Genomic DNA, 23178 nt, shown 5'->3' on the forward strand with positions numbered 1-23178 from the left:
CAATAAAATAATTCTGTGCAAAATTCATCTAGTTTTCAAGTTTATAACGCATCTGCTGGAAGTGGAAAAACGTTTACCTTAGTAAAGGAGTATCTAAAAGTATTACTGAATTCTGATGATATTTTTAAGTTTCAAAAAATTTTGGCAATTACGTTTACTAATAAAGCTGCCGGTGAAATGAAGGAACGAGTGTTAGAAAATTTACAAGAATTTTCTGATGGAAAGGAGAATGATTTATTTAAAATTATTGCAAGTGAAATAACTATTGACAAAGCAATAATAAAAGAAAGAAGTCAGCGAGTTCTAGATGCTGTTTTACAAAATTACTCTGCTTTTTCAATCACTACAATTGATAGTTTTACGCATAAAATAATTAAAAGTTTTGCCTATGATTTAGGGTTGCCTTTAAATTTTGAGGTAGAAATGGATGCAGTTTCTTTATTAAATGAAGCGGTGGATGTATTGATATCTAAAATAGGAACTGATAAAGATTTAACAAAGTTACTGATAGATTTTTCTTTAGATAAGGCTGATGATGATAAATCATGGGATATTTCGTTGGAGCTAAATGAGTTTTCAAGAATTTTATTAAATGAAGATGATACCAAACATTTTAGAAAACTAACTGATAAGAAATTGGCAGATTTTACCAATCTTAAAAACAAATTAGCTAAACATCAAAAGGAAATTAAAAACAAGTTTGTAAAACTTGGAAACAAAGGGTTACAAATTATAGCATCTGCTGAAATAGCACATAAAGATTTTTATAGATCGATGTTACCAAATCATTTTTTGGCTTTGTTTCAAAATCCAGAAAAAGCAAAGTTTTTTGAAGAATCTAAACTTCGTGAACGCGTTGAAGAAAATAATTTTTATGCAAAATCAAAATCAGACGATGTAAAAAATGCCATTGAAGGTGTTTTGCCAGAATTGTTGAACTTATACAGTCAATCAGAAGAATTGTATCAGCAATTTTTAATGAACAAATTGGCACTAAAAAGTATCATTCCATTAGCTGTTTTAAATTACGTTAATTTTGAACTAACACATATAAAGGAAGAAAATAATATTCGATTAAATGCAGAGTTTAATCAATTAATTTCTGATAATATAAAAGACCAGCCAGCACCATTTATTTACGAGCGTATTGGACAACGATTTATGCATTATTTTATTGATGAAATGCAAGATACATCGGTATTACAATGGCAAAATATAATTCCGTTAATAGATAATGCATTGGCGCAAGAAAACAGTAATTTATTGTTGGTTGGCGATGGTAAGCAAGCCATTTATCGTTGGCGAGGTGGAAAAGCAGAGCAATTTATTGCATTAGGGTCTGACATTGAAAACCCGTTTCATGTTCCGAAAGAAATAAAAACATTAGAAACCAATTATAGAAGTTTTACCGAGGTAATTGATTTTAACAATCAGTTTTTTCAACATACGGCTAATTTTTTTCAAAAAGAAGAGTATAAAAAATTATTTATTGAAGGAAATAAGCAATTAACAACTGCTAAAAAAGGAGGGTTTGTATCTTTATCCTTTTTAGAAAAGGAAGAAGAAAAAGAAGATGAGGTTTTAAAATATCCGAAGAAAATTTTAGGAAAAATAAAAAGCTTAGAAACTACCTTTTCTTTAAATGAAATTTGTGTATTAGTCCGCAAGAAAAAAGACGGAATTGCCGTTGCAAATTATTTATCTGAAAACGGAATTGATATTATATCATCTGAAACATTGTTGCTGCAAAATAGCTCAAAAGTTAATTTTATTATTGATGTATTGCAGTTAATTCAACACCCTAATGATAAAGAAACGGCATTAGAATTTTTATATTTTTTACATGATCATTTACAAATAATAACCGAAAAACATTCGTTTATATCAGCACTAATTCATGAATCGAATGAGGTTATTTTTAATCAGCTAACAAACTATCAGGTGCCTTTTAATTTAAAGGCTTTTCATCAAATGCCATTTTATGAAAAGATAGAAGAAATAATAAGAAGTTTTAAATTGATAAATTCTTCAGATGCGTATGTGCAGTTTTTTTTAGATGTGGTTTTAGAACAACAACGAAAAGGAACAAGTATTCAAGAGTTTTTAGATTTTTGGGAAGAAAAAAAAGGTAATTTAAGTATTGTGGCTCCCGAAAGCGGCAATGCAGTTCAGGTAATGACAATTCATAAATCGAAAGGGTTAGAGTTTCCTGTGGTTGTTTTTCCGTACGATTTAGATGTTTACCGACAAATAAATCCAAAAGTATGGTTAGATAAATTGCCAGAAGATTTTGAGAACTTTAAAGAATTATTAGTGCCATTTAATAAAGATTTAAAGTTAGTTAATGATCGTGGTTTAGAAATATTTAATCAACAACGTGAAGAATTAGAATTAGATAATTTTAATCTTTTATATGTTGCGTTAACAAGAGCTGTAGAGCAGTTGCATATAATTACCGAATATAAAATAACAGCAAAAGGTGAAGAAAATACCAATTTTTATTCGGGAATTTTCATCAATTATTTAAAAGAGAATAATATTTGGAATGATGGTGAATTAACGTATTTTTTTGGTGATGCTAATCGAGTTAGTAAAAAAGAAAAACAAGTTTCATTGGCAGAAAATCAACAAGAATTTATATCCACTTCTTGGCAAGCACAAAATATTCATATGTTAGCAAGTGCTTCAAAACTTTGGGATACTTTGCAAGGAGAAGCTATTGAGTTCGGAAATTTAATTCATGAAATGATGGCAAAGATTATAACTGGTAATGATGTTATAAAAGTTGTAGGTCAATACAAGCAGCAAGGAGTTGTTGATGCACAACAAGCAAAATCGATTCAAATTGATATTGATAAGATTGTAAATCATCCAACATTAAAAAAATATTATGTTAACGATGTAACTATATATAATGAGCGTGAAATTGTAGATGTTGATAATCAAATTTTAATTCCAGATAGATTGGTTTTTGATGCAGATAATAATGTAACAATAATTGATTATAAAACAGGTAAGCCATCTAAAAGTTATCATCAACAATTATTGCGCTATGAACGAGTTTTAAAATCGATGAATTTTAAGGTAGCAAAAAAACTACTCATATATATTAATGAAGAAATTTTGGTTGAAGAAGTTTAACAACTAACTTTGACTTTTTAAAAACAAACACTTTCAAACATAAAATTATGTACGGAAAAATAAAAGAACAATTACAAAAAGAAATTCAGGATATTAAAGATGCTGGACTATACAAGTCAGAACGTATCATTACATCATCACAAGATGCAGTAATTAAAGTATCAACAGGTGAAGAGGTAGTTAATTTTTGTGCAAATAATTATTTAGGGTTGTCAAATAATCCAGAAGTAATTCAAGCAGCAAAAGACACTATGGATACACATGGTTTTGGAATGTCATCTGTACGTTTTATTTGTGGAACACAAGATATTCATAAGAAGTTAGAACAAAAAATTGCTGATTTCTACACAACAGAAGATACAATATTATACGCAGCAGCTTTTGATGCCAATGGAGGTGTTTTTGAACCACTATTAACAAAAGAAGACGCTATTATTTCAGATAGTTTAAATCATGCGTCTATTATAGATGGTGTTCGTTTATGTAAGGCAGCTCGTTATCGTTATAATAATAATGACATGAGTTCTCTAGAAGAACAATTAATAGAAGCGAATAAACAAGGTCATCGTTTTAAAATTATTGTTACTGATGGGGTTTTCTCCATGGATGGAATTGTTGCAAAGCTTGATGAAATTTGTGATTTAGCTGATAAATATGATGCCATGGTAATGGTTGATGAATGTCACGCAACCGGGTTTATTGGTAAAACAGGTCGTGGTACAGTTGAACTTAAAAATGTAATGGATCGTGTTGATATTGTAACAGGTACTTTAGGTAAAGCACTCGGTGGAGCAATGGGAGGTTATACAACAGGTAAAAAAGAAGTAATTGAAATACTGCGTCAACGTTCACGTCCATATTTATTTTCAAATTCATTAGCGCCATCTTTAGTAGGAGGTGCGTTAAAAGTTTTTGATATTATTTCTAATGATACATCTTTAAGAGATAAGTTAGAATGGAACACCAATTACTTTAGAACAGAAATGGAAAAGGCAGGTTTTGACCTAGTAGGAGCCGATGCTGCAATTGTGCCGGTAATGTTGTACGATGCAAAACTTTCTCAAGATATGGCAGATAAGTTATTGGAGGAAGGTATTTATGTTATTGGATTTTTCTTTCCAGTAGTGCCAAAAGATCAGGCTAGGATACGTGTGCAGTTGTCAGCAGCACATGAAAAAGAGCATCTAGATAAAGCAATTAATGCCTTTGTAAAAGTGGGTAAAGAGCTAGCAGTGCTTTAAAAATAACTATACAAAAACTTACTTTCTTGTAATTTTTTGTAGAATTATTTTTGTAAATAAGTTTTAACAACTTACATTTGCTTAATATATAAACGAACTTTTAATTTAAATTTTTTATAATGAAACAAATCAAATTAGCTGTGATAGCTTTGTTTACGTTCGCAACTGTAGGAACGGCAAACGCACAGGATTCAGACAACCCGTGGGTGGTTGGGTTTGGAGTTAACGCTGTAGACGTTAGAATTCCAACTGAATTTGGAGATTATGCAAAAGATTATATCGGTACTAGTGACTGGAATGTTTTGCCATCAATTTCAAGAATATCTGTAGAGAAGTATTTAAACGATGGTTTTACATTACAATTAGCAGGGTCTTTAAATAAGATTAAAACTTTTGCTACTGAAAACGATATGGATGAACTATATTGGGCTATTGATGCAAATGTAAAATATGATTTAAATAATTTATTTGGAGAAACTTCTTGGTTTGATCCTTATGTATATTTAGGTGGTGGTTATACTTCATTAGCTGATCAAGGAGAAGGAATGTTAAACGCAGGTTTAGGATTCAACACTTGGTTTAATGATAATTTAGGTTTAAACTTCCAGTCAGGAGGAAAGAAAGAATTTGGAGATAAAGTACAAGATCATTTTCAACATTCTGTTGGTTTAGTATTTAAATTCGGAGGAACTGATACAGATGGTGATGGTGTTTTTGATAAGCACGATGCATGTCCAGAGGTTGCAGGTTTAGAAGAGTTTAATGGTTGTCCTGATACTGATGGTGACGGGATAAAAGATGCTGATGATGCATGTCCAGAAGTTGCTGGTTTAGCTGCTTTAAATGGATGTCCTGATACTGATGAAGATGGTATTGCTGATAAAGATGATGCATGTCCTACTGAAAAAGGAACTAAAGCTAACAACGGATGTCCTGATACTGACGGAGATGGTGTAGTTGATGGTAAAGATAAATGTCCTTCTGTGGCAGGTCCTGTTGCAAACGCAGGTTGTCCTTGGCCAGATACTGATGGAGATAGCGTTTTAGATAAAGACGATAAATGTCCTACTGTTGCAGGTGTTGTTTCTAACAACGGATGTCCTGAAGTATTAATTACTAAAGAGGCAGAAAAGAAATTAAATGATTTTGCTAGAGCTATTTACTTTAACTCAGGAAGAACTTCTTTCAGACCTGGAGTTTCTGGTAAATTAGATTTAATTGCTGCGATTATGAAAGAATACTCTAAAGCAAACTTTAGTATTCAAGGTCATACAGATAGTCAAGGTAGAGCTTCTACTAACAAAAGATTATCTGAAAAAAGAGCAAAAGCTGTTTTAGACTATTTAGTTTCTAAAGCTGGTGTTGCTGCTTCAAGATTATCATCTGCAGGATTTGGAGAAGACTATCCAATCGCTGATAACAAAACAAGAGCTGGTAGAGCTCAAAACAGACGTGTTGAAATTAAATTAGCTAAATAATTTAACTAAACATAAATAATATTAAAGGCTTCACATATGTGAAGCCTTTTTTTTTTGCTTATTTTTTTAGCAAAAATACTACGAAACCCTTTTTAAATTCCACTAAAAAAATTACCTTTGCACTTTGAAAAAAAGAGCTAAAGCTCACATAGCAAATTAAATAACTTTAATTACATATATAGTAATGTCTACAATAACAGGTAAAGTTTCTCAAATTATTGGTCCAGTTATCGATGTTGAGTTTGATACAAAAAGTGCTGAACTACCAAAAATTTACGATTCATTAGAAATTAAAAAAGCTGATGGTTCAGTTTTAGTATTAGAAGTTCAACAACATGTTGGTGAAGATACAGTGCGTACAATATCTATGGATGCAACTGATGGATTAAGTAGAGGTACAGAAGTGATCGCTACTGGTAGTCCAATTCAAATGCCAATAGGGAATGATATTTATGGTCGTTTATTTAACGTAACAGGTGAGGCTATCGATGGTTTAGGGGATTTACCTAAAACAGGAGATGCAGGTTTATCTATTCACCGTCAAGCACCTAAATTCGAAGACTTATCTGTATCAACAGAAGTTTTATTTACAGGAATTAAAGTAATCGATTTAATTGAGCCGTATGCAAAAGGAGGTAAAATTGGATTATTTGGTGGAGCAGGAGTTGGTAAAACCGTATTAATTCAAGAGTTAATTAACAACATCGCAAAAGGACACGGAGGTTTATCTGTATTTGCTGGTGTAGGAGAAAGAACTCGTGAAGGAAACGATTTATTAAGAGAGATGTTAGAGTCTGGAATTATCAAATATGGTGATGATTTTATGCACTCTATGGAAGAAGGAGGATGGGATTTATCTAAAGTAGATAAGCCTGGAATGAGAGACTCTAAAGCTACTTTCGTATTCGGACAAATGAACGAACCACCTGGAGCAAGAGCACGTGTTGCATTATCTGGTTTAACAATTGCAGAGTATTTCCGTGATGGAGCAGGAGAAGCACAAGGAAAAGACGTTCTTTTCTTCGTTGATAATATCTTCCGTTTTACACAAGCAGGTTCTGAGGTGTCAGCATTATTAGGTCGTATGCCATCGGCAGTAGGTTACCAGCCAACATTAGCAACAGAGATGGGAGCAATGCAAGAGCGTATTACTTCTACTAAAAAAGGTTCTATTACATCTGTACAAGCGGTTTATGTACCTGCAGATGATTTAACAGATCCAGCACCAGCAACAACGTTTGCCCATTTAGATGCAACAACAGTATTGTCTCGTAAAATTGCAGAATTAGGTATTTATCCAGCGGTAGATCCTTTAGATTCTACTTCAAGAATTTTATCTGCTGAAGTATTAGGTGATGAGCATTATAATACAGCACAAAGAGTAAAAGAAATTTTACAACGTTATAAAGAATTACAAGATATTATCGCAATTTTAGGTATGGAAGAATTATCTGAAGAAGATAAATTAGTAGTTCACAGAGCACGTCGTGTACAGCGTTTCTTATCTCAACCATTCCACGTAGCTGAGCAGTTTACTGGTATTCCAGGATGTTTAGTTGATATTAAAGATACTATTAAAGGATTTAATATGATTATGGACGGAGAGTTAGATAAATACCCTGAAGCAGCATTTAACTTAAGAGGTTCTATTCAAGAGGCTATTGATGCAGGTGAAAAAATGTTAGCTGAAGCATAATTCAATTAACAATTAACAATAATTAATTCTATTGAAATTATGTTTTTAGAAATTGTAACGCCAGAAGCTATTCTATTTTCATCAGAAGTAGATTCTGTAAATGTACCTGGTATTAATGGTGAGTTTCAGATTTTAAATAATCACGCACCAATAGTGTCTATCTTAAAAAAAGGAAGAGTTAAAATACATGTGCATACTCAAACTCATTTAGTTTTTGAAGATTTAAATGGAAGCATTGAAAGATTACCTGCAGATGATAAAGTTTTAACTTTAAATATTAAATCAGGAACCATTGAAATGAAAGATAATAAGGTTATTATTCTAGCAGATTAATTCCCTTATAACTAATAAATAAAAAAAAGTCAAACGTAAAGTTTGGCTTTTTTTATTTTATAAAGATTTTACTATTGATTTTAAGTATCTTTGTAGTAATGAATGTAGTATTTTTATTTATAGGAGGGCCAGAGATTTTTGTAATCATATTAATTGTTGTTATGTTATTTGGTGCAGATAAAATTCCTGAAATAGCAAGGGGATTAGGAAAAGGAATGCGTCAAATCAAAGATGCAACCAATGATATAAAGAAAGAAATTAATGATAGTGCTAAAAATCAAGGTATCGATACTAATTTTGTAAAAGATATTAATAAAGAAGTAAATAAAGTTAAAGATGATATTGATGACTTTACAGGACCAATAAAACGACAGTTTTAAATATTATATTACACGACTAATTGTTAATCCATCTCTTATTGGTAGTAAAACAGTTTCTAGGCGATCATCTTCGTTAAGCTTCTGATTATATTCTAAAAGAATTTTTGTGTCTATATCTTTAGGATTTAACTCTTCTACCACTTTACCACTCCAAAGCACGTTGTCAGATAATATTACTCCACCAGTGTTCATTTTCTCTATAATTAAATCAAAATAGTTTAGATAATTGGATTTATCGGCATCTATAAAAACTAAGTCAAATTTGGTGTCTATTGTCGGAATAATATCAATTGCATTTCCAATGTATTGCTTAATTTGATTTTTATAAGCTGATTTTTGAAAATAAGTAGCCTGTAACTCCTCTAATTCTTCATTTTTATCAATAGTATAAAGTTTTCCATCTTCAGATAAACCTTCGGCTAAACATAGGGCAGAATAACCGGTATACGTGCCAATTTCTAAAATTGATTTAGGTTGTACTAGCTTAGAAATCATTGATAAAACCCTTCCTTGAAAAGCACCACTTAACATTCTTGGGTTTAACACTTTTTGCCAAGTTTCTTTAGTTAGTTCTTGTAATATTTTAGGCTCTTGTTGTGAGTGATTAACAGCGTAATCATCTATTTTTTCAGGAAGAAAATACATACTTTTCAATTTTAGCTCAAAGGTATAAAAAAACGGAACTTATTTTATAATAAGTTCCGTTTCAATCTAACAAAAAATAAAAATTGATATATATAAACTAAACGATTAATTAAATTGACTTAATTGTTCCTTTAAAGCTTCTTTTTCTTTGTTTGATAAACACTTCGTTTCATTTTTGCAATTATTAGCTTTCATCTTAAAAATATCAGACATTTTTCGATTTTGCTTTGAGTACAAAGCACATATTTTACAAGTTAATAAGTGCCAATTAAGTTTTATTTTTTCGTAAAATGAAGCTTCATTGTATTGTGCTTTGTCACAAATTGAAGTTGCTTCATCACATGTTATTTTAAATCTTTTAAACATCTTCTTACTTATTAAACCAGTTCTTTTCCATACAATTTCTTAGCTGGGTTCTTGCTCTGTGAATAATTACCCATAAGTTTGACGGAGTGATATTTAATTCCTTACAAATTTCTTCTGTTTCAAATTCCTGAATTGTTTTCATTCTAAACACCATGGCGTATTTTTCAGGAAGATTATCAATGCAAATGTCTAATTGAGATTTCAACTCCTCATTTTCAATATTTTTTTCAGATTCATTCTCCCATGATTGAGGCACTCGTTCTTCAATCCAATTACCTTCATTATCTCCTTTATCATAAAAACTCATTCGAACCTCTGCCTGACCTTTGTTTGAGTTTATTTTTCGATAATGATCTATAACTTTTCGTTTTAATATTGATACTAGCCAAGTTCTTTCAGTAGACTTTCCTTGAAAATTTTTAGCAGATTTAAGACCAGCAAAAAAAGTTTCTTGTACCAAGTCTTTAGCAATGTTAGAATCATTTACACGAGCTACAGCATAATTAAATAAATAATCAGCATAATTATCAACCCATTTATTTGGAGATAAAGCGTTGGATTTATCAGTTTGGTTCATCGCTTCAAATATAAACTATTTTTTATTTAAAATCTGCCTGATATATTCGACTTAGCCCATTAGGGGTAATATTTATATAATTGATAATTTCAGTTAATTTTTTTTTCTTTTTAAAACCTCTTGGTATACTACTTTTATTTGTGGTAAAATACATTGTTTCATTTTCTATATCTACAAATGGGCAATAATCTAACTTTTTAGAGTTAATACCATTTTTTAGAAGCTTAGCTGGTAGCCAATTATTATCTTTATCCTTTTTACTGATATACAAATCACCTCCACCTAAACCATCTTTTCTTCCGTAAGAAGTAAATATTATAAAACTTTCATCAGGAGCAACAAAGGCATTAAATTCATATTTTTCTGAATTTATATTACTACTTAAAGAAGTTGGTTTTGTATAAGTGTTATTAATAAATCGACTTACATATATATCCTCTTTACCTTTCGAATTATCATAAGAAGCTGTAAAATACAAATCACCTTTACTTGTTACAGAGGGGTAAAACTCATCAGCAGATGAATTTATAATATTACCAATGTTTTTTGGTGCAGACCAGATATCGGTCAATGATTTTCTTGTAACATACCATATATCCATATCATTTTTAATTTCAGATGAAGCGTTATCTATTCTATTTGAAACAAAAAATAATTTTAAACCATCTGGAGATAAAAAAGGTTCTAAATCCTTATGTTGTCCAGAAAAACTTACAGTTTCAGGATTAGTCCAAGTGCCATTTATTTTTTTTGAAAAAGCAATAAATGAATATTCTTTAGCAAAGCTTTCTACAGTGAAATAAAATTCATCACCTTTCTTGTTTAGTGAAAAATCTCTTACGTTTGGTAATCCTTTAAATAAATTCGGATTAAACATTTTAGAACCCTGACTAAATGAAGTACTGGTTATAAACATAAAAAGAAGACAGTATTTTTTCATCGAATTAAATTTTTAAAGTTTTACAGTTATTTTTACGTCTCATATCAATTAAATAAATGATTTCCCATTTTCCATTGTTGTTAAATAATTGAAATGAATTGGCTCCACAATGACTTAAATTTCCATTCAAATAAAATTCATAAGGCGTCCAAACAGAAGCTAAATTACCATCAACATTAATAGTCCAGGATAATAATTTCTCTAAATACGTGTGTTCTGGTCTCTTACTATTAATAGCAACAAGTAGTTTATTTTTATCATCAGTAATTAAAGTTTTAACACTGTGTTTATTGGTGAAAGTAGTTTGTATTTTAACCGTTGTATGTAATGTTTTACTAACAACTGTACTGTCTCCCTTATGTAATCCATCAAAAAAAGTTTCAATAGTTTTTTTGATGGCTATTTCTGCTGTATTTTTTTGTGCATTTACTACACTTGAAAAAATAAAAAGAATAAGAATCGTAATTACTTTAGGCATAATAGTTTGTTTTAAAAGTGTGAAGCTATAAAAAAAGTAGATGATCATCTTATAATTAAGATAAAATTAACAACTATAATAAAAAGTAAAAATGAATTTGGAACTTTTTTATAAGGGATAAATCAACAGAATAATTGTGTATTTTTACAAAATAGAAAACTTAAAATAATGTCTGTAGCTAAAAAACAATATAAAAGAATTACCACGAAATCATTAGTTGAAATGAAAGCTAATGGAGAAAAAATTTCAATGCTTACTGCTTATGATTATACAATGGCAAAAATTGTAGATGGAGCAGGAATAGATGTCATTTTAGTTGGTGATTCAGCGTCAAACGTAATGGCGGGTCATGAAACTACTTTACCAATTACTCTTGATCAAATGATATACCATGCAAGTTCAGTTGTTAGAGCGGTAGAGCGTTGCTTGGTGGTAGTTGATTTACCATTTGGAGCTTATCAAGGTAATTCTAAAAGTGCTTTAGACTCTGCAATAAAAGTAATGAAGGAGTCGGGTGGACATGCTGTAAAGCTAGAAGGCGGAAGTGAAATAGGAGAATCTGTATCGAGAATATTAACCGCTGGGATTCCTGTAATGGGGCATTTAGGGCTAACGCCACAATCAATCTATAAATTTGGTACATATACGGTTAGAGCTAAAGAAGAAGAAGAAGCCGATAAATTAATAGAGGACGCTAAATTATTAGAGCAATTAGGATGTTTTGCTTTGGTGTTAGAAAAAGTGCCAGCAGCTTTAGCTAAAAAAGTAGCCGAAAGTCTAACCATTCCAGTAATAGGTATCGGAGCAGGAGCTGGAGTTGATGGACAAGTATTGGTAACACACGATATGATTGGAATGACACATGAATTTAACCCACGTTTTTTACGTAGATATTTAGATTTATATTCAGAAATGACCAACGCTTTTGAAAATTATATTGCAGACGTAAAATCGAAAGATTTTCCTAACGAAAAAGAACAATATTAAACCCAAAAAATCTTCTGAAAAGAAGATTTTTTTATTTTAAGTATTATGAAAATATTACACTTAGATTCAAATCACCCATTACTTTTAAAACAATTAAATAAAGTGGGGTTTATAAACGAAACGGATTTTAATTCGTCAAAAGATGAAATAGAAACAAAAATTGATGCATATGATGGATTAATTATTAGAAGCCGATTTACCATCGATAAACAGTTTTTAGATAAAGCAATTAATCTTAAATTTATAGGGAGAGTAGGTGCAGGAGTAGAAAATATAGATGTTGATTATGCTAAAGAAAACGGAGTTCATCTAATCTCAGCCCCCGAAGGAAATAGGAATGCAGTTGGTGAGCATACTTTAGGAATGTTATTATCACTGTTTAATAAATTAAATAAGGCTGATAAAGAAGTTAGAAACGGAAAATGGTTACGTGAAGATAACCGAGGAATTGAACTCGACGGTAAAACGATTGGTTTGATAGGTTACGGAAACATGGGGAAAGCCTTTGCGAAAAAACTACGCGGTTTTGATGTAAAAGTTATCTGTTATGATATTAAACCTAATGTTGGTGATAAAAACTGTACTCAAGTTTCTTTAAAAGAACTACAAGAAAAAACGGATGTTTTAAGTTTACATACACCACAAACTGCAGAAACAAAACAAATGATAAATACGAATTTTATCAATGCTTTTACAAAGCCTTTTTGGTTGTTAAACACAGCAAGAGGAACATCGGTTGTAACCTCTGATTTAGTAAATGCTTTAAAAATAGATAAAATTTTAGGAGCAGGATTAGATGTGCTAGAATATGAAAAAAAATCATTCGAAAATTTATTTGTAAATAAAGAAATGCCAGCAGCATTTCAATATTTAATTAAATCAGAAAATGTATTATTATCGCCGCATGTTGCAGGTTGGACAGTAGAAAGTAAAGAAAAGTTAGCGCAAACAATTGTAGATAAAATCAAAGCAAAATTTTGCTAACTTGTATGCTTTAAAACAGTGTTAAAAAATAATAACATGCAATACGAAGCAAATTCACCTGAAGAATACCTAGCACAAATTCCTGAAGAACGTCAGGAAATCATGCAAAATTTACGTGTAATTATAAAAGATAATTTACCCACAGGATTTGAAGAAGGGATTAATTATAAGATGATAGGATATTATGTGCCTCATTCAATTTATCCAGATGGTTATCATTGCGATACAAGTTTACCATTACCTTTTATGAATATAGCTTCACAAAAAAACTCGATTAATTTATACCATAGCGGAATTTATGCTAAAAAAGAATTGTTAGATTGGTTTGTAGCTGAATATCCAAAACATTGTAAACGAAAGTTAGACATGGGAAAAAGCTGTATTCGACTTAAAAAAATGGATGATATTCCGTACGACTTAATAGCGGAACTTTGTACAAAAATGACAGTTGAAGAATGGATAACTATTTATGAATCTGCGATAAAAACAAAATAATGAAAAAGGGAAAAGTATTAGGTATAGGAGGTGTTTTTTTTAAAACTGAAGACACCGCTAAAACAAAAGACTGGTATAAAGAAAACTTAGGTTTTACTACAGACGATTGGGGAACTACTTTTTGGTGGAAAGATAATGATGGAAAAAAAGCATCAACACAATGGAGTCCTTTTGCAAACGATACTAAATATTTTGAACCTTCAAAGAAAGACTTTATGTTTAACTACCGTGTAGAAAATTTAAAAGAACTATTAGAAGAGCTAAAACAAAAAGGAGTTACTGTTTTAGACAAAGTAGAAGAGTATGATTATGGTAAATTTGGATGGATTATTGATTTAGATGGAAATAAAATTGAACTTTGGGAGCCAAATGACGCAGCTTTTTTATAAATTTAGCACCAACTAATTATTAAAAACAAAAAAATGGATGTAATTGATGAAAATGGAAAAGCAGTTCCAAATCAAGAAAGTAAAAGAGTATTAGCAGGTATACTAGGTATAATTCTAGGTCCCTTAGGTGTGCATAAATTCGTGTTAGGTTATACAAAAGAAGGATTAATAATGTTATTAGGTAGTATTCTTACTTGTGGGTTTGCAGCTCCTATTTTTAGCATTATAGGTTTAATTGAAGGAATTATGTATTTAACAAAATCAGATGAAGAATTTGTGCAAACATATCAAGTAAACCAAAAAGGTTGGTTTTAAATAAAACAACTTTTTTAAAAAATATAAAGCGCCATAATTGGCGCTTTTTTTATATAATATTATTTGCTTTGTTAGTTCTAATGATAGCTTGTTTATTTTTCCAATCAATCCATTTTTGACCTTTAATTCTACGCATTAAATTATCGTAGTTACGCATTACAAAAACATTAAATAATGCTTTTCCTAAACGAGCAGGATTACGAGCAATTGCACGTAAGCTCATCGAAAAACCAGGCGTTAAATAACGCATATAATGCCAATATCCTTCAGGCATATATAATACATTTCCGTGTTCTAAATTTGTAATATGTCCTTTAGCATTTTTTAAAGCAGGCCATTTTTCAAAATCAGGGTCTGCAAAATTAATATCTTCACGAGTAATTAATGAGTGCGGAATTTTATATAAATACTTGTTTTGCTGTTGGTCAAATAAAATCACTTCTTTTTTTCCTTCAAAATGAAAATGAAAAATATTTGCCAAATCAATATCATAATGCATAAAAGTATACGAATTTGTACCACCAAAAAATAACATTGGCATTCCTTTCATTAAACGCAAACCAAAATCAGGAAATTTAAAATCTTTTTGAAGCATAGGAACCTCTTTTAAGATATTCCATAAAAAAATTCGAAACTTAGTAGGTTCTCGTTTTAATAAATCTACATATTCGCTCATTTTCATAGTAGCATGCGGCTCGTTAAAACCATCTTTATAATCTACCGGTCTATCATCATACAAAGGTACCGTTTTATCACCAGCAACTTCTTTCATATAGTCTAAAGACCATTTAGAGTACGCAGGCCAATCTTCAATAAAACGCTCAATAACCACAGGTTTTTGAGGTTTGAAGTAGTTTTTAATAAAATCTTCCTTGGTTATGGTTTTAACTCGGTCTATTTGTTGTAACTGTAATCCCATGCATTGAATTTTTCTAATAGCAAAGTTAATAAATTGTTAGGTCTATTTGTTTATATAACGGCAACAAAAAAGCACTCACATTAAATAATGAGTGCTTTTTACTGTTTTTAAAAAAAAATTATTTTTTTCTAAAAGCTAAAGCCTCTTGCTTTTTCTCTTCATTACGCTCAATTTTGTGCTCAGGACGAGACCATTTTGGCTTTTCTCCTAAGTTTTCAAACTTAGAATCAGCAGCTTCAACCGATTGTGGTTGTACTTTTTTAGTAAATGGTTTTTGAGGATTCATTCCTAGCATTTCAAACATTTTCATGTCTTCATTAACATCAGGGTTCGGGGTTGTAAGTAGCTTGTCTCCAGCAAAAATAGAGTTTGCTCCGGCAAAGAAACACATTGCTTGTCCTTCTCGACTCATCTGAGTTCTACCAGCCGATAAACGAACCTGAGTTTCAGGTAATACAATACGAGTAGTAGCAACCATACGAATCATATCCCAAATTTCAACAGGTTTTTCATCTTCTAAAGGTGTACCTTCAACAGCAACCAAAGCGTTAATTGGTGTTGATTCTGGTTGCGGATCTAAAGTAGATAAAGCCACTAACATTCCAGCTCTATCTTCAGCATTTTCACCCATTCCAATAATTCCACCCGAACATACTGTAACGTTTGTTTTACGCACATTATCAATCGTATCTAAACGATCTTGATAGCCACGTGTAGAAATTACTTCTTTATAATATTCTTCCGACGAATCTAAATTATGATTATAGGCATACAAACCAGCTTCAGCCAAACGTTGCGCTTGGTTTTCGGTAACCATTCCTAAAGTACAGCAAACCTCCATATCAAGTTTGTTAATAGTTCTCACCATTTCTAATACTTGGTCAAATTCTGGCCCGTCTTTTACATTACGCCAAGCAGCACCCATACAAACACGCGAACTTCCGCCCGATTTTGCTCGTAAAGCCTGTGCTTTTACTTGTTGTACACTCATTAAATCATTTCCATCAACATTGGTGTGGTAACGAGCCGCTTGTGGGCAATATCCACAATCTTCCGAGCATCCACCAGTTTTTATAGATAATAAGGTCGAAACCTGTACTACATTCGGGTCGTGACTTTTTCTATGAATCGTTGCAGCCTCGTATAAAAGCTCCATTAACGGCTTATTATATATTTCAAGAATTTCTTCTTTCGTCCAGTTATGTCTTACTTCACTCATAAATTCAAGTTGTTTGTAGCTGTCAAAAATAAAAAAACTAATTGAGTTTTTATTTCTTTTTTTGAAGCTATTTCCTGCTTTCACTACTCGCTTTTTTTTCAACTGTTCTCGATACAAATTTTTCATCCTTCAAAATTCACTCGATCAGACAGAAAAAAAGAGCTCAAACAAGCCGTTCAATCAGGGCTAAACCTATTTGCAAAAATACCGTTTAACAGCAGCGTTTTATTTTTCTTTATCAAATAAAGAAGCATCGATATTGTTGTAATATTTTAAATTACTCAATTTTAGTCAAATAAATACTAAGCGTTCCGTCAACCTGATTTTTTTTCAGGTTCTCATCAAGAGCGAACACTTATTGGTATAAAAATGTGATTCTGAAATAAATTCAGAATGCCGCACTTGTATAGTGTTTGATATCGGCACAGTTTATTTATTGATTGTTTTTATCAGTAGAAAGTAAAGAATAACTGAAAACAAAAATTCCGCTATGAAAGCGGAATTTTAGAATTATTAATTTAAAGAAGGTTAATTATCTTCTTTGGTTTCTTCCATAATTTCAGCCGGAATATCTTTACCTTTCAAATATTCAGGCAATTGCATACCAGCCATATTAAACATTTCTTGTAATGGCGGTACCGATTTGTACATGCCCGAAATAAAGTTAGAGGTCGATGACTTTCCATCTTTTCCGCCACCATTTTCCCAAACAGTAACTTTATCAATTTTAATATTCTTAATAGCTTCGGCTTGCGTTTTTACCAATTCTGGTAATTTATCAGCAATTAATAATAATGCCGCATTTTGTGAGTCGTTACCTGCAGCTTTTACAATTTCGTCTAAACCAGCCGCTTGTTTTGTTAATACTTCATATAAACCTTTAGCTTCGGCTTGCGCTTTTAAGAAAATTGCATCTGCTTCACCTTTTGCAATTCGTCTAATATTTTCGGCCTTTGCTTCGGCATCAATTTCAACTTTTCTTTTATCAATTTCAGCAGGTACAATAATATCTGCTAATTGAGATGAACGCTCTCTTTCAGCTCTGGCAAGTTCGGCTTCTTGTTCGGCTGCATACGATTCTTTTAAAGCGTTTGCACTTTGTACTTTTTCTGATGCAATTGCAGTACGTTCTGCTTCTGCCTCACGTTGTCTTCTTAAAGAATCTGAATTTGCAACAGCAATTTTTGCGGTATTTTCTCCTTCTACGGCTTGTGCGTTTGCAGCAGCAACTTGTGTTCTTTCATCTTGTACAGCATTTGCTTCACCAATAGAACCATCTCTAGTTTTTTCGGCAACCGATTTACGAGCAGCGTTAATTGCATGTGCAGCAGCTTCTTTACCTAAAGCTTCTATATAGCCTGATTCATCAACAATATCGGTAATATTTACGTTGATTAACTTTAAACCTACTTTTTTTAATTCAGATTCTACACTTTGTGAAATATTAGTTAAAAACTTATCTCTATCATTATTTATTTCTTCTATATCCATAGAGGCAACTACTAAACGTAACTGACCAAAAATAATTTCTTGTGCTAATTCTTGAATATTGTCTTGATTTAATCCTAACAATCTTTCAGCAGCATTTTGCATAATTCCTGGCTCAGTAGAAACTCCAATAGTAAATCTACTTGGTACGTTTACACGAATATTTTGTTTAGAAAGTGCGTTTACTAAATTTACTTCTATCGAAATAGGTGTTAAATCTAAAAACTCATAATCTTGAATTACCGGAAAAATAAATGCGGCTCCACCATGAATACATTTTGCTGATTGTCCGCCGCCAACTTTACCATAAACTACTAAAATTCTGTCTGAAGGACATCTTTTATAGCGTTTAATTAAGGTGATAAATAAGATGAAAATAAATAGAATAGCAATAATCATTCCGATAGGCCCGGCAAAGCCTTCAATTTGTAATAGTGTTAATTTTAACATAGTCAATTTTTATTTTTGAGGTTCAATAATTAATAATCCGTTTGGTGTTACTTCAATTACTTTTATTACCGTTCCTTGCGGTAAATCGGTATCGTAATTTGTTAGTGCTTCTAATTCTCGTAGTGAGTTTTGTACTTTAACGTGTACTTTTCCTATTTTAGATTTGTTGGCTCCTACGGTTAAATATACTTCGCCAATGGCATTAAGTGCATTTTCCATCTTTAAAGTTCCGCTATCAGTTAATTTACTGATGTAGTAAAATAATGCTGCCATTACTGTCATCATTAATAATCCACAGAAGATAGAAATAAATAAGGTAACAATTTTTGAATTTCCAGCATCGATGCTTGCAATTCCACTCCATCCAAAAATGGTAAAAAAAGCCACCATGTTTTTAAAGGTGAAAAACTGAAATCCAGCACCAGTATCGGCATCTATTTCTGCATCAACATCACCTACATCATCAGTGTCAGCGCCAATAAAAGTTGTTATAAGAACAAAAATAAATAGTAAGGTTGCAGCAATTGTAACAACCCAATACATTTTTTGAAAAGAAGATAATTCATTAAACCATTCCATCATAAAGCAATTGTTTTTTAGTTACTAAAAATAGCTAAATTGACTGAAATAGCAATATTATTTCGTCAATAAAACAGAAACGGCATTTCCACCAAAACCAACGGCATTTATAAGTATTTTATTTATTTTTTTTGGATGATTTTGTTGCGTAGCAAACGGAACTTCGATTGCTTTTTGATGTTGTAATATAAATACGCCTAATTCTAAACTAAGCAACCCTGAAGTTCCGAAAGTATGCCCGACTTTCCACTTATTAGTAGTTAAAAAAGGAGTTTTGTTACAAAAAATCTTTTGTATTGCATTAATTTCAGATTGGTCTCCTTTAATAGTTCCAGGAGCATGCATTACTATAACATCAATCTCATCAGGAGAAATACCACCCAAAGCCATTTTCATAGATTTTTGAAAACAATCGGCATTGGTACTTACTGAAGTATTGTGTTTTAAAACTTCAGTAGCATATCCAACCCCATTAATAGTGGCAATAGCATTTTCTTGAACTCCTTTTTCTAAACAAAAAACTGAGGCAGCTTCTCCTAAAACCATGGTATTTTTGTTTTTTTCTAAATCAAAAGCTTTACACGGATATTCATCGGTTTCTTTCGAGTATACTTTTAACGCTTGCATTTGGGCAATCGTAAAATCAGTTAAAGAGGCTTCACTAGCGCCAATCATAAACTTATCAGCCATACCAGATTGTAACCAAGCAACGCCGTTTAACAAAGAATGTAATCCTGTTGAACAAGTAATAGAATGCGAAATTTCAGGCCCGTTACTTTGTAAATCGTGGGCAATCCATGATGATATATTACCTAAAGTAGTGGTTGGAGAACTTAAGGTTGATGATTTTCCAGTTTCTAAAAATTCTTTGTGATATTTTTCAAACAAAGAAGTCGCTCCTCTTGATGAACCAATATTAATACCGAAGTTATCTTCCTGTTTCCAATTAGTTTTTTCAATAGCTTTTCTTGCAGCAAACAAAGTGTATATTACCGAATCATCTAAGTTTTTATACTTGTTATCCGAACTTCTTATTTTCTCAATAATAAGTTTATCTTCATTGGTTAATTGCCCAATCCAAACATTATCTTTTAGTGTTAAAAAATGTTTTGAGTTTAAATAGTTTTCCCAAATTTGCTCAGGAGAACTCCCTAAGGCTGAAACCGAAGCAAAAGAGGTTATAGAAATTGGTTCTTTCATAATTGAGCTATGTTATGCTAAACTTATTTTAGCATCATCTTAAAATGATTGATAATATCTCAGCAAAAATAATAGTTAAATCAACGATTACGAAGAAAATAAAATAATTATATTGTCATTAAAATTTTTAAATGATGCGTGAACAAAAACAAAAAAGTTGGTTTGGTAGAAATTGGGGATGGGTAGTGCCTGTTGGTGGTTGTGGCTGCGGATGTATTGGGCTTATTTTATTATTTGTTTTTGGTATTGGTGCTGCGTTTTTTGGTATATCTGAAATAATTACAAATGCCACACCGGTAGAGCATGCTATTAAACAAGCTGAAAAAAACAAGAAAGTACGTAGTTTTTTAGGGGAGCCAATTGAAAAATATGGAATCCCATCAGGAAATATATCAATAAATAATAATGATGGAGATGTTGATTTTTCCATTCCGATTTCGGGACCAAACGGAAAAGGAACATTAATTGTTCGTGGTATAAGAACTAATGGCGAGTGGATTTATGAAGATTTATACGTGCGAATTAAAGAAACACACGAAGAAATTAATTTATTAGCACAAGAAAAGGTTTTAGAAGATATCTAAAACCTTTTCGATTGTTGTGTATACTTTTTGTAACTGCTCTTTTGTAATTACATAAGGTGGTTGAATATAAATGGTATTTCCTAATGGTCTTAAAAACACACCATCATTCATAAAATGTTTTAATAATTGATCGCGTAAAGTACCGTAACGACCAGAGTTACTTTTTAAATCGATTGCTAAAATTACACCTTTACTCCTTGTTGTGGTTACTTTTGGATGTTTTTTAATACGCTTTTCAAATGTTTTATGAGAAGTTATAATAGTTTTAATACTTTCTTGAATTTCTGTAGTTTGTAGTAATTCGATACTTGCCAAAGCAGCGCTACAGGCAATAGGATTAGCAGAGTAGGTATGGCAATGAAAAAAACCTTTTGCAATATCATTGCTTAAAAAAGTATTGTAAATTTCTTCGGTACAAGAAGTAATTGCCATCGGAACTAAACCAGCAGTTAAAGCTTTACTTAAGCAGATAATATCTGGTTTTGTAGTAACTTCATCTGATGCAAAATGATTACCTGTTTTACCGAAACCTGTCATTACTTCATCAGCAATCATTAAAATATTATTCTCTTTGCAAAACTTTAAAATCTCGTTTAAATCTGCTGCTTCATGAATTTTCATTCCGGCTGCTCCTTGCACTAACGGTTCGTAAATAAAACCTGCAATATCATTTTCTGCAACGATTTTTTCTAACTGATTTAAAATTTGTTGATTATTTTTCCCGTTCGGGACAGGAATACGCTCAATTTTCATTAAAAAATCTTCAAAAGGCCCGTTGTAAGCTGATAAGCCAGAAACCGACATCGCGCCGAAAGTATCACCATGAAAACCATCTTCAAAAGCTATAAAAGTAGTTCGTTTTTCGCCTTTATTAAAATAGTATTGCAAAGCCATTTTAATAGCTGCTTCAACAGCAGTTGAACCATTATCGTTAAAAAAGATTCGGTTTTGATTTTCTGGAAGAATTTTAATTAATTCTTCGGATAATTTTACAGCTGGTTCGTGTGTAAAATCGCTAAACATTATTTGATCTAATGTTTGCATTTGTTGGTAAACACGATTGGTAATAAAATCATTGCAGTGCCCAAACATACAGGTGTACCAAGATGAAATAGCATCGATATACTCATTGCCATTTTCATCGGTTAAAATACATCCTTTAGCTTTTACAATTCCTAAACTATCAGGATGCGTTTGGTGTTGTTTTAACGGATGCCATAAATGTTTTTTATCTCTTTCTTGAAGTGTCATACTTTTATTTTTTTCGTTTTACTGATAAAAAGTTCAGTTAGGCGTTTATAAATTTAGTAGCTTTTCTTTAAAAAGTTCAGCATATTCTTTTACTACATTTTTATCAAAGTAAGGTTCTTCATCAATACGACCAATTACAGTAACGTTAGTCATTTTTTTGATGATTTCTTCTGTGGTTTTATGTTCATCTCCAGAGAAAATAATAGCAACATCAAAGCCTTTTTCTTGTAATAATTTTACGGTTAACAAAGTATGATTAATGCTGCCTAAATAATGACGAGAAACAACAATTACTTTATAGTTGAGTTTGATAATGTCTAAAATTGTATCGGAATTATTTAACGGAACCAGTAATCCGCCGGCGCCTTCTATAACTAAATTGTTGTTAGTTTTTGGTTCGTTAATTTTTGATAATTCAACTGTAACTCCATCTATTTCTGCAGCAGCATGCGGACTCATAGGTGTTTTTAAAGCATAGGAGTTTGGATGAATTACTGTTTTTTTATTAGAAATAAACTTTTTAATTTTATGAGAATCGGAATCCTCTAATTCACCAGCCTGTATAGGTTTCCAGTAATCGGCTTGTAAAGCTTCGGTTACAATTGCTGAAGCGACAGTTTTTCCTACCTCAGTAGAAATTCCAGTAATAAAATATTTTTTCATTTAAAAGATTGTTTTGCAATCGTTACAAATTAATTTTCTGCTTTCAAAAAAAGGAAACAAGATGTAAAAAAAACTTTTTCGTTGTGTTGGGGCAACTAACGTTTTAGAAGAATTGCAGTTTTTACAGTGAATAGCTTCTCCGTTTTCATTTTTTTCATAAGTTCTAATTTCATTGTAAATAGTCAACGCTTTTTCTAAATCATCATTATGTACTAATAGTTTTACACCTCCAATTGCTTGACTTATTAAAGGGTCAGAATCAATTGTTTTTTCATCCATCAATAAAGTTCTGATATCATCAGAATCTAGTCTAGACTTAACAAGATGAGCTTCGGTAGAATATTCAAAAACGGTTAAAATAGTGTAATTATCGCGCATTG

Annotated in this window: 25 protein-coding genes; 12 read left to right on the top strand and 13 right to left on the bottom strand. The window is 31.4% G+C overall.

All coding sequences use genetic code 11. The annotated features are described in order from the left end of the window. The first annotated feature begins 15 nt into the window (after window positions 1–15). From Q4586_RS06785 to Q4586_RS06810, 6 genes are all read left to right on the top strand, one after another. Window positions 16–3141, top strand: a complete 3126-nt coding sequence (locus Q4586_RS06785) for a UvrD-helicase domain-containing protein (protein ID WP_303527670.1) — start codon at window positions 16–18, stop codon at window positions 3139–3141. A gap of 47 nt (window positions 3142–3188) precedes the next feature. Then, entirely contained in the window at window positions 3189–4382 is a 1194-nt protein-coding gene (gene kbl, locus Q4586_RS06790) for a glycine C-acetyltransferase (protein WP_303527672.1), read from the top strand. A gap of 119 nt (window positions 4383–4501) precedes the next feature. Continuing rightward, window positions 4502–5860, top strand: coding sequence for an OmpA family protein (locus Q4586_RS06795; protein ID WP_303527674.1), 1359 nt, complete (start codon window positions 4502–4504; stop codon window positions 5858–5860). A gap of 184 nt (window positions 5861–6044) precedes the next feature. Next, entirely contained in the window at window positions 6045–7556 is a 1512-nt protein-coding gene (gene atpD / locus Q4586_RS06800; protein ID WP_303527677.1) for a F0F1 ATP synthase subunit beta, read from the top strand. 39 nt (window positions 7557–7595) lie between these two features. After that, a complete protein-coding gene (locus Q4586_RS06805; RefSeq protein ID WP_068702528.1) occupies window positions 7596–7889 on the top strand; it encodes a FoF1 ATP synthase subunit delta/epsilon in 294 nt (97 codons plus the stop codon). A 98-nt stretch (window positions 7890–7987) separates the two neighbouring features. After that, a complete protein-coding gene (locus Q4586_RS06810) occupies window positions 7988–8269 on the top strand; it encodes a Sec-independent protein translocase subunit TatA/TatB (RefSeq protein ID WP_068702530.1) in 282 nt (93 codons plus the stop codon). A gap of 3 nt (window positions 8270–8272) precedes the next feature. Here the strand turns inward: Q4586_RS06810 and Q4586_RS06815 are convergent, their stop codons facing one another. From Q4586_RS06815 to Q4586_RS06835, 5 genes are all read right to left on the bottom strand, one after another. Further along, entirely contained in the window at window positions 8273–8914 is a 642-nt protein-coding gene (locus Q4586_RS06815) for an O-methyltransferase (RefSeq protein WP_303527682.1), read from the bottom strand. A gap of 105 nt (window positions 8915–9019) precedes the next feature. Continuing rightward, window positions 9020–9280 carry a hypothetical protein gene (locus Q4586_RS06820; protein ID WP_068702534.1) on the bottom strand — a complete coding sequence of 87 codons (261 nt, stop codon included), beginning with the start codon at window positions 9278–9280 and terminating at the stop codon, window positions 9020–9022. A 4-nt stretch (window positions 9281–9284) separates the two neighbouring features. Then, entirely contained in the window at window positions 9285–9857 is a 573-nt protein-coding gene (locus Q4586_RS06825; RefSeq protein WP_303527684.1) for a sigma-70 family RNA polymerase sigma factor, read from the bottom strand. Window positions 9858–9879: 22 nt separating this feature from the next. Beyond that, the gene (locus tag Q4586_RS06830; protein ID WP_303527686.1) at window positions 9880–10797 is read right to left on the bottom strand and encodes a TolB family protein; all 918 of its coding nucleotides are present in this window, start codon (window positions 10795–10797) and stop codon (window positions 9880–9882) included. 4 nt (window positions 10798–10801) lie between these two features. Then, on the bottom strand, window positions 10802–11275 hold the full coding sequence (locus tag Q4586_RS06835; protein ID WP_303527688.1) for a nuclear transport factor 2 family protein: 474 nt from the start codon (window positions 11273–11275) through the stop codon (window positions 10802–10804). A 168-nt stretch (window positions 11276–11443) separates the two neighbouring features. Between Q4586_RS06835 and panB the strand changes: the two genes are divergently transcribed. Genes panB through Q4586_RS06860 form a run of 5 tightly spaced genes read left to right on the top strand, consistent with a single transcriptional unit; the run spans window position 11444 to window position 14445 of the window. Then, the gene (panB, locus tag Q4586_RS06840) at window positions 11444–12262 is read left to right on the top strand and encodes a 3-methyl-2-oxobutanoate hydroxymethyltransferase (protein ID WP_068702542.1); all 819 of its coding nucleotides are present in this window, start codon (window positions 11444–11446) and stop codon (window positions 12260–12262) included. Between the two features lie 45 nt (window positions 12263–12307). Beyond that, the gene (locus Q4586_RS06845) at window positions 12308–13246 is read left to right on the top strand and encodes a 2-hydroxyacid dehydrogenase (protein ID WP_303527690.1); all 939 of its coding nucleotides are present in this window, start codon (window positions 12308–12310) and stop codon (window positions 13244–13246) included. A 36-nt stretch (window positions 13247–13282) separates the two neighbouring features. Next, on the top strand, window positions 13283–13741 hold the full coding sequence (locus Q4586_RS06850) for a DUF1801 domain-containing protein (protein ID WP_303527692.1): 459 nt from the start codon (window positions 13283–13285) through the stop codon (window positions 13739–13741). Next, window positions 13741–14130, top strand: a complete 390-nt coding sequence (locus Q4586_RS06855) for a VOC family protein (protein ID WP_303527694.1) — start codon at window positions 13741–13743, stop codon at window positions 14128–14130. The genes Q4586_RS06850 and Q4586_RS06855 overlap by 1 nt, the downstream gene beginning before the upstream one ends. A 33-nt stretch (window positions 14131–14163) precedes the next feature. Then, window positions 14164–14445: a TM2 domain-containing protein gene (locus tag Q4586_RS06860; RefSeq protein WP_068702548.1), complete on the top strand. Its 282-nt coding sequence runs from the start codon at window positions 14164–14166 to the stop codon at window positions 14443–14445. A 49-nt stretch (window positions 14446–14494) separates the two neighbouring features. Here the strand turns inward: Q4586_RS06860 and Q4586_RS06865 are convergent, their stop codons facing one another. The 5 genes from Q4586_RS06865 to Q4586_RS06885 all read right to left on the bottom strand — a co-directional run bounded on the left by Q4586_RS06865 (window position 14495) and on the right by Q4586_RS06885 (window position 20300). Further along, window positions 14495–15364: a cupin-like domain-containing protein gene (locus Q4586_RS06865; RefSeq protein WP_068702549.1), complete on the bottom strand. Its 870-nt coding sequence runs from the start codon at window positions 15362–15364 to the stop codon at window positions 14495–14497. A gap of 118 nt (window positions 15365–15482) precedes the next feature. Further along, entirely contained in the window at window positions 15483–16583 is a 1101-nt protein-coding gene (gene bioB / locus Q4586_RS06870; RefSeq protein ID WP_303527701.1) for a biotin synthase BioB, read from the bottom strand. Window positions 16584–17111: 528 nt separating this feature from the next. Continuing rightward, window positions 17112–18521, bottom strand: a complete 1410-nt coding sequence (locus Q4586_RS06875) for a flotillin family protein (RefSeq protein ID WP_303527704.1) — start codon at window positions 18519–18521, stop codon at window positions 17112–17114. A 9-nt stretch (window positions 18522–18530) separates the two neighbouring features. Beyond that, window positions 18531–19103, bottom strand: a complete 573-nt coding sequence (locus Q4586_RS06880; protein WP_068702552.1) for a hypothetical protein — start codon at window positions 19101–19103, stop codon at window positions 18531–18533. A 54-nt stretch (window positions 19104–19157) separates the two neighbouring features. Next, window positions 19158–20300, bottom strand: coding sequence for a beta-ketoacyl synthase N-terminal-like domain-containing protein (locus Q4586_RS06885; RefSeq protein ID WP_068702554.1), 1143 nt, complete (start codon window positions 20298–20300; stop codon window positions 19158–19160). Window positions 20301–20431: 131 nt separating this feature from the next. Between Q4586_RS06885 and Q4586_RS06890 the strand changes: the two genes are divergently transcribed. Continuing rightward, complete coding sequence (locus Q4586_RS06890) at window positions 20432–20884, top strand: cytochrome c oxidase assembly factor Coa1 family protein (RefSeq protein ID WP_068702556.1); 453 nt, start codon at window positions 20432–20434, stop codon at window positions 20882–20884. Here Q4586_RS06890 and bioA read toward each other — a convergent pair. From bioA to Q4586_RS06905, 3 genes are read right to left on the bottom strand one after another with little or no spacing between them, the layout of a single operon-like run. Next, window positions 20870–22135, bottom strand: coding sequence for an adenosylmethionine--8-amino-7-oxononanoate transaminase (bioA, locus tag Q4586_RS06895; RefSeq protein WP_303527707.1), 1266 nt, complete (start codon window positions 22133–22135; stop codon window positions 20870–20872). The genes Q4586_RS06890 and bioA overlap by 15 nt on opposite strands. Window positions 22136–22180: 45 nt before the next feature. After that, entirely contained in the window at window positions 22181–22798 is a 618-nt protein-coding gene (bioD, locus tag Q4586_RS06900; RefSeq protein ID WP_303527710.1) for a dethiobiotin synthase, read from the bottom strand. Further along, complete coding sequence (locus Q4586_RS06905; RefSeq protein ID WP_303527713.1) at window positions 22799–23176, bottom strand: putative signal transducing protein; 378 nt, start codon at window positions 23174–23176, stop codon at window positions 22799–22801. Window positions 23177–23178: the final 2 nt, after the last annotated feature.

The organism is Tenacibaculum soleae (assembly GCF_030549005.1).
Classification (GTDB): domain Bacteria; phylum Bacteroidota; class Bacteroidia; order Flavobacteriales; family Flavobacteriaceae; genus Polaribacter; species Polaribacter soleae.